The sequence below is a fragment of the Pseudonocardia benzenivorans CB1190 genome (assembly GCF_000196675.2).
Lineage (GTDB): Bacteria > Actinomycetota > Actinomycetes > Mycobacteriales > Pseudonocardiaceae > Pseudonocardia > Pseudonocardia benzenivorans.
The window spans coordinates 926,836-939,873 of record NC_015312.1 but is presented as its reverse complement, the minus strand read 5'-3'; the positions used below and the strand labels follow the sequence as shown (position 1 = coordinate 939,873).

The following is a 13,038-nucleotide window of genomic DNA, read 5'->3' as shown; positions in this document are numbered from 1 at the left end:
CTTCCGAGCCTACGCGCCCACCACGGGGCGGGACGCCCAGGCGCCGCGTGCCGCTCACGAGCCCGTCGGGCGAGCGCGCGTCAGGCGTCGCGCCGGTTCGCGACCACGAGCGCGATCGCCATCAGCACCACGGCGATCCCCGCGAACCAGGCCAGCGAGCCCCACGGCCCGAACGCCATGGCCGACATGGACGGCGTGGCGCCGGCCTCACCGCCGCCCCCGGTGAGGAAGTTCGTCGCGTTCACGAACGGCAGCCAGCCCTGGATGTCCGCTCCGACGCGCGGGATCAGGCCGACGAGGTTCTCGAGCAGCAGCGCCCAGACCAGCAGGATCGTGGCCGCGCCCGCGGTCTGGCGGACCAGGATGCCGACGGCCAGCGCGACCACCGCGGCGATCGCCCACACCAGCCCGGTGCCGGCGACGATCCGCCACTCGGCCCCCGTCGACAGCGACATCGCGGTCGGCGAGATCAGCCACGCCGCCCCCCAGGCCCCGAAGCCGGCGACGAGCCCGACCACGCCGGCCACGGGCACCACGACGGCGGCCTTCGCCAGCAGGGCCGGCGTCCGGCGCGGGACGGCCTGGAACGTGGTGCGGATCGTCCCGAAGCGGTACTCCGAGGTGACCGCGACCGCCGCCATCACCATCACGACGACCATGCCGAACGTCGCGAAGTAGCCTGCGACGGCGAACGGCACGGGGCCGTCGGCGGGGCTCCAGGTGGCCACGACGATCGCGGTCAACCCGATGACGATCACGACCGCGACAGCGCTCGTCCACCACGGCGAGCGGGTGGACATCAGCTTGACGCGCTCGGCGGTGACGGCGCTCACGACTGCACCTCCGTCCGGCGGTCGCGCGCCGCGAGACCGTCGGGAACCGCGGGCGGGGGCCCTCCGGCCTGCCCGACCGCAGGGACCGCCGACCGCGACGGGGGCCCGCCTGCCGTGAACTCGACGTCGCGACCCGTGATCTGCATGAACGCCTCCTCGAGCGAGCCGCGCAGCAGCGTCAGCTCGTGCAGTGCCAGTCCGTGGGCGGCGGCGAGGTCGCCGACCTGCTCGGTCGTCGCGCCGCTCACCCTGGCCCCGCCGGACGGGTCCGGGACCACGGCGAAGCCCGCGGCCTGGACGATCGGCACGAGCTGCGCGATCGCGGGGCTGCGGACCAGGACCGCCGAGCCCGCGGCACCGTCGACGAACGCGGTGGTCGGGCCCTGGGAGATCAGCCGCCCGCGGCCGATGACGACGAGCTCCTGCGCGGTCAGCGCCATCTCCGAGAGCAGGTGGCTGGACACGAACACGGTGCGCCCCTCCGCGGCGAGCCGCTGCATCAGCGTGCGGATCCAGCGGATGCCCTCCGGGTCGAGCCCGTTGACCGGCTCGTCGAACATCAGCACCGGCGGGTCGCCGAGCAGGGCGCCCGCGATCCCGAGGCGCTGCGCCATGCCGAGCGAGAAGGTGCCCGCGCGCTTGCCCGCGACCGACGTCAGGCCGACCGTCTCGAGCACCTCGTCGGCGCGCGAGGCCGGGATGCCCGACGCCGCCGCCATCCAGCGCAGGTGCTGGCGGGCCGAGCGGTTGGGGTGCACCCACTTCGCGTCGAGCAGCGCCCCGACCGTCCGCATCGGACGGCTCAGCTCCCGGTAGCGGCGGCCGTCGATCCGGACCTCGCCCGCGTCGGGACGATCGAGGTCGAGGACCATCCGCATCGTCGTCGACTTGCCTGCGCCGTTGGGTCCCAGGAACCCGGTGACGACGCCGGGCCGCACGTCGAAGCTCAGGTCGTCGACGGCGACCGTGGCGCGGTAGCGCTTGGTGAGGCCTCGCACCTCGATCATGGGTCTTCCCCCTCCGTGTGAGGGGCCATTGCATCCCACTTCCCGACCCCGCGGCATGGGGGAGACCCCCGATGTCGCTCCGGGTTCACCCCCGGGGCGGCAGTTCCGGACGGCGGCGCGACGGGCGCGTCGCCGGGTCGGGCGGGCGGACGGCGGGCGTGCTCTCCAGCGCGTCCAGGGCCAGCCGCACGGCCGTCTCCAGCTGGGGGTCGCGCCCCGCCGCCCAGTCCTGCGGCGTGATCACGACCTCCACGTCCGGGTCGACGCCGTGGTTCTCCACGTCCCAGGCGACGTCGTCGAACCAGAACGAGTAGCGCGGCTGCGTCACCCTGGTGCGGTCGACCAGCCCGTAGCGGCTGTCGATGCCGATGACCCCGCCCCAGGTCCGGGTGCCGACGACCGGGCCCAGTCCCAGCCGCTTGAACGCCGCGGTGACGATGTCGCCGTCGGAGCCCGAGTGCTCGTCGGCCAGCGCGACGAGGGGGCCGCGCGGCGCGTCGCCCGGGTAGGTCTGGGGCTGGCGGTGCCGCACGACGTCCCAGCCGATCACCTTGCGGGCCAGCTTCTCGATGACCAGCTGCGACGTGTGTCCGCCCGAGTTGCCCCGCACGTCGACGACGAGGCCGTCGCGGCTGGTCTCCCGGCCGAGGTCGCGGTGCAGCTGCGCCCAGCCGCTCGCGACCATGTCGGGCACGTGCAGGTAGCCCAGCCGCCCGCCGGAGCGCTCCGCGACGAACGTCCGCTTGGCGTTGACCCAGTTCTGGTAGCGCAGCGGCAGGTCGTCGTCGAGCGGGCGGACGACGACGCGCCGCACCTCCCCGTCGGCCTTGCGCACGGTCAGCTCGACGAGCTGGTCGGCCGTCCCGACCAGCAACGGCGCCGGGCCGAGCTCGGGATCGACGGGCCGGCCCGCGACCTCCAGCAGGACGTCGCCCGGGCCGACGTCGACGCCGGGATCGGCCAGCGGGCTGCGGGCCCGGGTCGCCGAGGTCTCCGGCGGCAGCACCCGCGTGATCCGCCAGCCCTCCTCGGCGCGTTCGAGATCGGCGCCGAGCAGCCCGGGCCGCCCCGACCAGTCGCCGCCGCCCCCGCCGCCGATGACGTAGGCGTGCGAGGACCCCAGCTCGCCCTGCAGCTCCCACAGCAGGTCGACCAGGTCGTCCTTGCTCCCGACGGCGTCGACCAGCGGCCGGTACCGGGCCAGCTCACCGGCCCAGTCGACGTCGGCCATGTCCTCGACCCAGAAGTGGTCGCGCATCAGGCGGCCGGCCTCGTCGAACATCTGCCGCCACTCGGCAGTCGGGTCGACGGTGACGGTGATCCGCGACAGGTCGATCTCGAACTCGTCGGCGTCGGAGTCCGACGGCGCCGACGAGCCCGACCGGTCCGAGCGCAGCACCCGCACGGTGCTCCCGTCGCGCACGACGAGCCGGTTCCCGTCGCCGCTGACCTCGTACGACGACACCGGGTCGGCGATCACGTCGACCTTGCGCCGCACCAGGTCGTAGCGCTCGAGCACCGGGCGCGGGCCGCGGTCGCCGGTGAGCTCCCGGCCCTCGCCGAGCACGCCGGACACGGGGTTGCGCAGCCACAGCAGGCAGTCCCTGGCCGCGCCGAGCCCGCGCAGCCTGCCCTCCGCGACCGGGATCGGGACGACCCGTCCGGGCAGCCCGTCCACGTCGACGACGACGGCGTCGTCCTTCTCCGGGGCCGTCTCGTCGCCCGCCTTCTCCCCCGCGTCCGCGCTCGCGGCGTCGGGATCGGTGTCGGCGTCGCCGTCGGCGGGGTCGGTCGCCGGCAGGTCCTCGGGCCCCTCGTCGGCGCTGGTCGTGGGCCTGCCGTCGGGCGACGCCCCGAACGGCGACGGTGTGCGCGCGGCCAGCGGCACGAGGAACGGCCGCCACGACGCGGGGAACGTCAGGTCGAACGAGTGCTCGTCGTAGATCGGGTCGAACGTGCGCAGCGACAGGAACGCGAGGTACTTGCCGTCGGCGGTGAACACCGGGTGCCTGTCGACGAACCGCGGCGGCGTCACCTCGACGAGCGTGTCGTCGGCCAGCCGGGCGATCATGATCCGCGACAGCCCGGTCTCGACGGGGTCGGCGTAGGTCAGCCAGGCGCTGTCGGGCGAGTAGGCGACGCCGGAGACCTCGCCGTCGGCACCGCGGGCCAGCTCGCGCAGCTCCCCCGAACCGATGTCGAGGACCAGCAGCCTGCCGTCGTGCGTCGCGATCGCCGCGGTGCTCCCGTCGGGCGCCGCGGCCAGCTCGAGGACCCGCCCGACCCGGCCCGCCGCGTGCCGGACGAGGGCGGGTGCGCCGTCGGCCCGCGGGTCCAGTGGCGCGACGACGACGGCGTCCTCGCCCTCGGCGTCGTCGATCCACAGTGCCCGGTCGTCGCCGAGCGGCTGGGCCAGCCGCGCCCGGACCCCGGGCTGGGCGAGCAGCGTCCTGGCCGGGCCGTCGCGGTGGGTCAGTCGGTGCACGGTGCCGCGGACCTGCGCGATGCTCGCCCGGCCGGTGCGGTCGGGGGCGGCCCGGTCGAGCCAGCGGTCCGTCGTGATCCGGAACGGTTCGCGGTCGGTCCGCGGACCGCCCAGTGCGATGTCGAGCCGGCGCGGCGCCGAGTCGGCGGTCAGGTCGTCGAGCAGGTACAGCTCACCCGCCGACTCGTAGACGACGCGGGTGCCGTCGGTCGACGCGTGCCGGGCGTAGAAGGCGGGCGCGCCGTCGGCGCCGTGGTCGGTGTGCCGCAGCAGGCCCTCGAGCGAGTCGTCCGCGCCGGCGCCGTTGCGGTCGAGCGGCAGGGAGTAGACGTTCCCCCAGCCCTCGTGGTCGGACAGGAACGCGATCCGGTCGCCCACGAGCATCGGCGAGTCGATCTGGCCGCCCAGCTCCGCGGCGAGCCTGCGGAACTCGCCGGTGCCCTCCGGGTCCCACCACAGCTTGCCGGCCGTGCCGCCGCGGTAGCGCTTCCACCAGGCCATCTCGCGCGACATCGTCGTGCCGAGCAGGACCGCGGGCCGGCCGGCGGCCGTCGCGACGTCGGACACCGGCCCGTAGTCGAGCCGCCGCGGCGCACCGCCCGCCGCCGGGATCGCGTACGCCCAGGTACGCCGGGCCGACGCCTCTCCGGCCGCGCTGAGGACGACCACCTCGGCGTCGGCGCCCGAACCGCGCCAGCCGACGGTGCGCGCGCCGCCGAACCACGTCAGCCGCCGGGCTCCCCCGCCGTCGAGGTCGGTGACGAACACCTCCTGCGCGCCCTCGCGCGTCGACGTCCAGGCCACCCGGGTCCCGTCCGGCGACAACCGTGGCCGCGACACCGGCACGTCGTCGGCGGTCAGCCGGTAGGCGCGGCCCCCCGCGAGCGGTGCGGTCCAGACGTCGTCCTCGGCCGTGAAGACCAGCGTGTCACCGTGGAGATGCGGGAAGCGGAGGTAGCTGCGTGGCACCCCGTGACGGTAGCCAGCGGGTCAGCTCCCGTAGCGGGCGGCCGCGCGGGCCCGCGCCTTCATCGCCTCCACCTCGCGGTCGCGCGGTGGCGCCGTCGTGACCAGCTCGTCGAGCAGCCTGCGGGTGGCCTCCTCGACGGCGGCGACGGCCGCGGCGAACGCCTCCTCGTTGGCCTTCGACGGCTTCGCCGCCCCGCTTATCTTGCGGACGTACTGCAGCGCGGCGCCGTGCACCTCGTCGTCGGTGGCGGGCGGCTCGAAGTTGTGCAGGGTGCGAATGTTGCGGCACATGGGCTTCCGCTCCTCCTCGGGGTCGTTCGGACGGATGGGCCGCCGGTCAGACCGGCTCCGGGCCGGTGCCGGTCAGCGGGGCGACGGCCAGCACGATCCGTGGGACGTGGAACGCCTCGGCGTACCGCGCGCGGCACTGGATCCCCCGGATGCGGGCCAGCCCGCCGAACGTCTCGGGGTCGAACCAGCTGCGGTCGCGCTGCGAACCGTAGTGCTCGTGCAGCTTCGCGACCTTCTCCCGCAGCACCGGCTCGGCCAGCGGCAGGTAGACCGACGGCAGCGCGAGGTCGTTCTCCCACTTCACGATCTCGTAGCAGAACGTCAGGTGGTCGCGGAAGACCGTCGGGACGATGTCGGCGAGGGTCCGCAGGTCCGGGTCGGTGTCGTGCGGCGACGGCGCGAAGACGATGTCCGGGTCGCCGTGCGCGGCCATGTCCTCGACGGCCTGCTTGGCCCGGTCCCACCGCGTGGTCAGCCGGCCGTCGGGCAGGTCGAGAACCGTCACGTCGACCTTGGCGCCCGGGCAGAACGCGGCCAGCGCCGAGCGTTCCTCCTCCTCGCGCAACGAGCCCCCGCCGGTGAGCACCAGCGCGCTGACCTGGACGCCCGGGTGCGCCCGGCACATCTCCAGCAACGTGCCGCCCGCACCGATCGCGATCTCGTTGCAGTGCACGCCCAGCAGCAGCATCCGGTCGAGTCGCTCCGGGAGCAAACTCAGCATCGGGGGCCACCTCTCCGGCGGCCGGCCGGGCACGGGCGTCCGGGCCCGCGACGGTGCGGGACGACGTCCTCGCCTCGGGCCACCTCGAGCGAACGGGACGGGAGGACCAACCCGATCAGTGTTCCACGTGCGCCGTCGCCGTCGCTGCCCACGCGCCGTGACCGCAGTGCGCCGCAAATGGGTGACCGCGACCTGCTCAGGTGGTCTTGAGCTTCTCCAGCCGACGCGGCGTCGGCCAGCGGACCTCCCAGGCCCAGCCGAACTTCTCGAAGAACCAGATCAGCCGCGCGGAGATGTCGATCTGCCCGCGCAGCACGCCGTGCCGGGCGCACGTCGGGTCCGCGTGGTGCAGGTTGTGCCAGGACTCGCCCATCGAAAGGATCGCGAGCGGCCAGAAGTTGCGGGACTTGTCGCGCGAGCGGAACGGACGCTCGCCGAACATGTGGCAGATCGAGTTGATCGACCAGGTCACGTGGTGCGACACGGCCATGCGGACGAGACCGCCCCAGAAGAAGCCGGTGAGCGCGCCCGCCCACGACCAGGTGACGAGCCCGCCGATCAGGGCCGGCAGGGCCAGGCTGACCAGCACCCAGACCCCGAACAGCTTGCTGACCATCCGGATGGCCCGGTCGGCCAGCAGGTCGGGGATGAAGCGCTGGTAGTTGGTCTTGCGACGCTCGAACAGCCAGCCCATGTGCGCCCAGACGAAACCACGCGCGACGGCGACCAGCGAGGTGCCGTAGCGCCACGGGGAGTGCGGGTCGCCCTCCTTGTCGGAGAAGGCGTGGTGCCGGCGGTGGTCGGCCACCCAGGCGAACACCGAGCCCTGCACCGCGAGCGCGCCGCCGATCGCGAGGATGACGCGCAGCCACGGCTTGGCCTTGAAGGACTTGTGGGTGAAGTGCCGGTGGTAGCCGACGGTCACGCCCAGAATCCCGACGGTGTAGAAGATCGCGGCGATGACCACGTCGTGCCAGCCGAGGCCCCAGCCCCACACGACGGGCACCGTGGCCAGCAGGGCCAGCATCGGCCCGACGACGAACAGCCAGACCAGACCCTGCTGCCAACCCGAGCGGGTGGCGCCGATGATCGGCCGGGCGATGTTGGCGCCTGCTGGCGTCGTCCCGTCGGCCCCGTCGGCCTCCGCGGCCGGAACGGCCGGGGCCTCGGTCGGTCGCGCGGCGGCGGCCTCTGCGGTCATGCGGCACCTCTCGGATCGGGAGCGCGGTCGGTGAGGACCGTCTACCCGCAGAGGGTAACGAATATGTTGCGGCCCGCTGAGTCGAACCGGCACGAAGCCCGTGAATCCGACGTGGACATACGACGACGCCCGCCCGGCCGCGATGATCGTCAGCTGCGATGATCGTCACAGGGCCCGGCGGGCGTCGCGGGTGCGGGGCGAGGAGCGGGCGGGCGTCGTGCCAGGATGGAGGCCTGTCCGCCGTGGTGTAATGGCAGCACCTCGGATTTTGGTTCCGATGGTTCAGGTTCGAATCCTGGCGGCGGAGCAGTTCTTCCCCGCCCGGCGCCTCGTCACTCCAGCGCTGCGTCCAGCGTGATCGTCGTGCCCGTCAGCGCCTTGCTCACCGGGCAACCGGCCTTCGCGGCGTCGGCGGCCTTGGCGAAGCCCTCGGCGTCGAGGCCCGTGACCTCACCGCGGACGGTCAGCTTGATGCCGCTGATGCGGAACCCGCCGGCCGGGTCGGGGCCCAGCGTGACGTCTGCCGTCACGTCGAGCGACTCGGGCGTGCCGCCCGCCTCGCCGATCAGGGCCGAGAGCTGCATGGCGTAGCAGGACGAGTGCGCGGCCGCGATCAGCTCCTCGGGGCTCGTGGTGCCGCCGGCGTCGTCGGCTGCCCGCTTGGGGAAGTTGACGTCGTAGGTGCCGACGTGGCTGCTGCTCAGCTCCACCTGGCCGGAACCCTGCTCGAGGGTGCCGTTCCAGGCCGTGCGTGCGGTACGGGTGGGCATCGCCGTCCTCCTGATCGGGGTGTGTCGGGCGTCGCGGCCGAGTCTTCCCCCCGACGGCCCGACTCGGCCACCGATGTCACACGATCTCCGGCATCGGGCCCCTGCGCCCGTCAGACGATCTCGACGCGGTCGCCGACCGCGAGGAAGTCGTGGAACGCCTCCGCGTCGGCGCGTGCGAGCCGCACGCACCCGGCCGACCCCGTCCGCGTGTCGCCCTCGTGGAAGGCGATGCCGCCGGGCGCGAAGAAGACCGCGAACGGCATGGGCGCCCCGCCGAACTCGGCGCTGCGGTGGTCGCGGTTCTTCCACTCGACGCCGAACGCGCCCCGCGGGGTCTCCTTGCCCGCCCCGCCGGTGCTGACCGCGACCGGCCCGCGGACGACGCGCCCGTCGTCGAGCAGCCAGGCCTGCTTGGCGCCGATCGAGACACAGGCCCGCGCGGCGACGGTGCACGGCGTCCCGTCGACGAGGGGCGCCTCGACGGGACGCAGCGGTTCGGCCGACCCGACGCCGGTGCCACCGAGCGCGCCCAGGCCCGCGAGCCCGAGTGCGATCGTGGCGCGGACGCGCGGCATCGCCGCGAGCCGCGACCGTCCCGCCCCGTGCCCGGCTGCCCCGTGCCCGGCTGCCCCGTGCCCGGCCGCCCCGCGCGCGACCCCACTGCGCCCGGCTGCCCCGCGCCCGGCCGCACTGTGCCTGCCCACCGACCTCACCCGCCGCTTCCACGTCGTCCACCCGACCGGGTGACTCAACGACGACGGCCGCGGAGGGTTACGAACCGACCATCGGCGACCAACCGGACGACACCGGTGCGCGGTCGGGGCCCGCCGCGCGACCCCGTACGATTCAGCCGTCCGGGCGTCGCGACGTGCTGCATCGCGTCCGGCCGGCACCCCGGCCGACGTACGGACCCGTGAGCGACGACCGAGGAGTGCGGCTCATGCCCGACCGTCTCGACGGGCCCGCCCGGCCCGACGGGGACGCTTCGTCCACCCCCCGCCCGACCGGCCCGGCGCCCGCCGCCGGGGCGACCCGCGCGGCGCCGCCCGCGGCGGTGGTGGTCCTCGCGGCGGGCGAGGGCAAGCGGATGCGTTCGGCGACGCCGAAGGTGCTGCACGCCATCGGCGGGCGCAGCCTGCTCGGCCACGCGGTGCACGCCGTCGCCGCACTGGAGCCCGAGCACCTCGTGGTCGTCGTCGGGCACGGGCGCGACCAGGTCGAGCCCGCCGTCGCGGCGATGGCCGACGCGCTGGCCCGCCCCGTCGTGACCGCCGTCCAGGAGCAGCAGAACGGCACCGGCGACGCGGTCTCCTGCGGCCTCGCCGCCCTGCCCGCGGACCTCTCCGGCACCGTGCTGGTCACCTACGGCGACGTCCCGCTGCTCGTGCCCGAGGCGTTGCGGGCGCTGCACGAGGCGCACGGCTCCGTCATGACCGTGCTGACCACGACCCTCGACGACCCGACCGGCTACGGCCGCATCGTCGCGGGCGCCGACGGGGTCACGGCGATCGTCGAGCAGAAGGACGCGACGGCCGAGCAGCGCGCGATCACCGAGGTCAACTCGGGCATCTACGCGTTCGACGCCGACTTCCTGCGCTCCGGGCTCACCCGCCTGACCACCGACAACGCGCAGGGCGAGCTCTACCTCACCGACCTCGTCGCGATCGCGGTCGCCGACGGGCACCGGGTCGGCACCCTGCACTCCGACGACCCCTGGCTCGTCCGCGGCGTCAACGACCGGGTCCAGCTCGCCGAGGCGGGCGCGGAGCTCAACCGCCGCGTGGTGCGCGGCTGGATGCTCGAGGGCGTCACGGTCGTCGATCCGGCGACGACGTGGATCGACGTGCAGGTCCGGCTGGAGGCCGACGTCGTCCTGCACCCCGGCACCCAACTGCACGGGACCACCTCCGTCGCCGGGGGCGCCCAGGTCGGCCCCGACACGACGCTGACCGACGTCGAGATCGGTGCGGGCGCGATCGTCGTGCGCACCCACGGCAGCAGCTCGACGATCGGCGCGGGCGCGTCCGTCGGCCCCTACGCGTTCCTGCGGCCGGGGGCGCACCTCGGCGAGCGCGGCAAGATCGGCACCTTCGTCGAGGTCAAGAACTCCGACATCGGTGCGGGCAGCAAGGTCCCGCACCTGACCTACGTCGGCGACGCGACGATCGGTGAGATGAGCAACATCGGCGCCTCGTCGGTGTTCGTCAACTACGACGGCGTGACCAAGCGCCGGACGGTGGTCGGATCGCACGTGCGCACGGGTTCCGACACGATGTTCATCGCTCCCGTGCAGGTCGGCGACGGTGCGTACACCGGCGCGGGCACCGTGCTGCGCGACGACGTCCCACCGGGGGCGCTCGCCGTGTCGGCCGGGTCACAGCGCACCATCGAAGGGTGGGTCCGGCGCAAGCGCCCCGGGACGCCGGCGGCCGAGGCCGCCGAGCGCGCCGAGGCGGCCGCCGCCCAGCTCGACGGAGCGGCCCCCGCCGCACCCGCCACGGACGACGCCGGCCGAACCGGCCGAGGAGGCACACGACGGTGAGCGCGATCTTCGCGACCCCGAAGAAGAACCTGATGCTCTTCTCCGGGCGGGCACACCCCGAGCTGGCCGACCAGGTGGCCAAGGAGCTCGACGTCACCATCACGCCGCAGTCGGCCTACACCTTCGCCAACGGCGAGATCTTCGTCCGCTTCGAGGAGTCGGTCCGCGGCTGCGACGCGTTCGTCCTGCAGTCGCACTCCGCGCCGATCAACGACGCCGTGATGGAGCAGCTGATCATGGTCGACGCGCTCAAGCGCGCCTCGGCCAAGCGGATCACCGTCGTGATGCCGTTCTGGGGCTACGCCCGGCAGGACAAGAAGCACCGCGGCCGGGAGCCGATCTCCGCGCGGCTGATCGCCGACATGTTCCTCGTCGCGGGCGCCGACCGGATCATGACCGTCGACCTGCACACGGCACAGATCCAGGGCTTCTTCGACGGGCCCGTGGACCACCTGTTCGCGCTGCCGGTGCTGGCCGACCACATCAAGCAGAAGTACGCCGACCGCGATCTCGCCGTCGTCTCACCCGACTCCGGCCGCGTGCGGCTCGCCGAGCGCTGGGCGGAGACCCTCGGCGGCACCCCGCTGGCGTTCATCCACAAGACGCGCGACCCGCGCAAGCCCAACGAGGCCGTCGCCAACCGGGTCGTCGGCGAGGTCGACGGGCGCACATGCGTCGTGATCGACGACATGATCGACACCGGCGGGACGGTCTCGAAGACGGCCGAGGTGCTGCTGCGCGAGGGCGCCCGCGACGTCGTCATCGCCGCCACCCACGGGGTGCTGTCCGGGCCGGCCGTCGAGCGCCTGTCGACGTGCGGCGCCTCCGAGGTGATCTTCACCGACACGCTGCCGATCCCCGAGGAGAAGCGCTTCCCCGGCATGACGGTCATCTCGATCGCCCCGCTGCTGGCCGAGGCCATCCACCAGGTCTTCGACGACGGCTCGGTCACCAGCCTGTTCGACGGCAACGCCTAGCAGTCTCGCCCAGCGGGCCTCCTGCCAGGGACAACAGCGCCGTAGAGATCATCTGGGCAGTCCCTGGGCAGCGGGAGCATGCTCCTCGGCCGTCCGAGCAGTGCCCCACGCGGCGTCAATCGCGCGCCGGGCGATGTCCTCACTACCGGGCAGCAGGTGCCCGTAGGTCGACAGGACCAGCGACGCGTTCTCGTGGCCGAGCAGCTCGGCCACCGCAACGACCGACTGCCCGGACGCGAGGAGCACGCTCGCGTAGTGGTGGCGAAGGTCATGCGGCGTGACACCAGCAGGGAACGCCGCCGGCGGCTCCTCGTCGCGCTCGACGGCCTCCGCGGCCTCCTCGGCGAGCCGCTCACGCAGGCGCGTCACGCACGCGACGAACACCTTGTTGCCGTACCAGTCGTGCATGAGCGGCCGGCCGTCCCGGGTGTGGAACAGCAGCCCGTTCGGGGCGGGCGGGTGCTCGGCGATGTGCCGCGACAGCGCGACCGCCACCACGTCGGGAAGCGGCACCGTCCGACGAGACCGCGCGGTCTTCGGCGGAACACGGTCGCGGGTGTAGCGGTCGATCTGGTCCTCGATGCGGACCGTGCGGCGCAGGAAGTCCACATCCTCGACGCGCAGCGCGAGGAGCTCACCGATCCTCAGGCCCAGGCCGGCTTGCGCAACCACCATCGCCTTGTACCGGTCGCCGATGGCGTCGACGAGCAGCTCGACCTGGGCGACTGTGAGCGGGACGAGCCGCTCCTTCTCGGCACGCGGGAGAGTGATCCGCACGAACGGCGTAGCGCCGATCGTCCGGTCCTCTACGGCCGCGGCGAACGCAGCCCGGACGAGCGTGACGACGTTCCGCAGTGTCAGGGGCGAGAGATGCTCTGCACGGTCGGTGACCCACGCCTGCACCTCCGATGGGCGCACCGCCGCGGCTCGCCGGCGGCCGAGCGGGGTCGGCTCGATGTGGTTGCGGATGTGGCTCTCGACGCGGTCGCGGGTACGGGGTCGATGCATCCGGGTCGCGGCGTAGGCGCGGACGAGGTCGACGACGAGTGTGCGGTCAGTGGGGTCGACCCACTGGCCGCGCTGGACCGACGCCTCCAGCTCGACCAGCTTCCGCTGCGCCATGGCCTTTGTGTCGAAGCTGCCGCCGTCCTTCTCGCGGCCGTCGACGCGGTACTTCACCTGCCAGCGCTTGCCCTTGCCCTTCCGAGCCGGGTCGCGCCAGCGGTCACGGACGTAGCCCAC

The 13,038-nt window shown here is 73.8% G+C and carries 11 protein-coding genes and 1 tRNA gene; 3 read left to right on the top strand and 9 right to left on the bottom strand.

The features are described from left to right. Positions 1–80: 80 nt before the first annotated feature. The 6 genes from PSED_RS04540 to PSED_RS04515 form a co-directional block, all read right to left on the bottom strand. Complete coding sequence (locus PSED_RS04540; RefSeq protein WP_013673078.1) at positions 81–833, bottom strand: membrane protein; 753 nt, start codon at positions 831–833, stop codon at positions 81–83. Continuing rightward, complete coding sequence (locus tag PSED_RS04535; RefSeq protein ID WP_013673077.1) at positions 830–1,840, bottom strand: ABC transporter ATP-binding protein; 1,011 nt, start codon at positions 1,838–1,840, stop codon at positions 830–832. The genes PSED_RS04540 and PSED_RS04535 overlap by 4 nt, the downstream gene beginning before the upstream one ends. 85 nt (positions 1,841–1,925) lie before the next feature. Further along, complete coding sequence (locus PSED_RS04530) at positions 1,926–5,294, bottom strand: S41 family peptidase (protein ID WP_013673076.1); 3,369 nt, start codon at positions 5,292–5,294, stop codon at positions 1,926–1,928. Between the two features lie 21 nt (positions 5,295–5,315). Continuing rightward, positions 5,316–5,585 (bottom strand): DUF2277 domain-containing protein, encoded by a 270-nt coding sequence (locus tag PSED_RS04525; RefSeq protein ID WP_013673075.1) that lies wholly within the window; start codon positions 5,583–5,585, stop codon positions 5,316–5,318. Between the two features lie 46 nt (positions 5,586–5,631). Next, on the bottom strand, positions 5,632–6,306 hold the full coding sequence (locus PSED_RS04520) for a PIG-L deacetylase family protein (protein ID WP_013673074.1): 675 nt from the start codon (positions 6,304–6,306) through the stop codon (positions 5,632–5,634). Between the two features lie 196 nt (positions 6,307–6,502). Next, positions 6,503–7,507: an acyl-CoA desaturase gene (locus tag PSED_RS04515; RefSeq protein WP_013673073.1), complete on the bottom strand. Its 1,005-nt coding sequence runs from the start codon at positions 7,505–7,507 to the stop codon at positions 6,503–6,505. A gap of 236 nt (positions 7,508–7,743) precedes the next feature. Here PSED_RS04515 and PSED_RS04510 point away from each other — a divergent pair. Beyond that, positions 7,744–7,814 (top strand) — tRNA-Gln (locus tag PSED_RS04510). A 25-nt stretch (positions 7,815–7,839) separates the two neighbouring features. On the opposite strand, the gene PSED_RS04505 is transcribed toward PSED_RS04510, so the two are convergent. Both PSED_RS04505 and PSED_RS04500 read right to left on the bottom strand, forming a co-directional pair. Next, complete coding sequence (locus tag PSED_RS04505) at positions 7,840–8,277, bottom strand: OsmC family peroxiredoxin (RefSeq protein ID WP_013673072.1); 438 nt, start codon at positions 8,275–8,277, stop codon at positions 7,840–7,842. A gap of 110 nt (positions 8,278–8,387) precedes the next feature. After that, a complete protein-coding gene (locus PSED_RS04500) occupies positions 8,388–8,981 on the bottom strand; it encodes a L,D-transpeptidase (RefSeq protein ID WP_233899298.1) in 594 nt (197 codons plus the stop codon). Between the two features lie 236 nt (positions 8,982–9,217). On the opposite strand from PSED_RS04500, the gene glmU reads away from it, so the two are divergent. Continuing rightward, on the top strand, positions 9,218–10,819 hold the full coding sequence (gene glmU / locus PSED_RS04495) for a bifunctional UDP-N-acetylglucosamine diphosphorylase/glucosamine-1-phosphate N-acetyltransferase GlmU (protein WP_013673070.1): 1,602 nt from the start codon (positions 9,218–9,220) through the stop codon (positions 10,817–10,819). Then, positions 10,816–11,796, top strand: coding sequence for a ribose-phosphate diphosphokinase (locus PSED_RS04490; protein ID WP_013673069.1), 981 nt, complete (start codon positions 10,816–10,818; stop codon positions 11,794–11,796). The genes glmU and PSED_RS04490 overlap by 4 nt, the downstream gene beginning before the upstream one ends. 48 nt (positions 11,797–11,844) lie before the next feature. Here the strand turns inward: PSED_RS04490 and PSED_RS04485 are convergent, their stop codons facing one another. Next, positions 11,845–13,038, bottom strand: a complete 1,194-nt coding sequence (locus PSED_RS04485; protein WP_013673068.1) for a tyrosine-type recombinase/integrase — start codon at positions 13,036–13,038, stop codon at positions 11,845–11,847.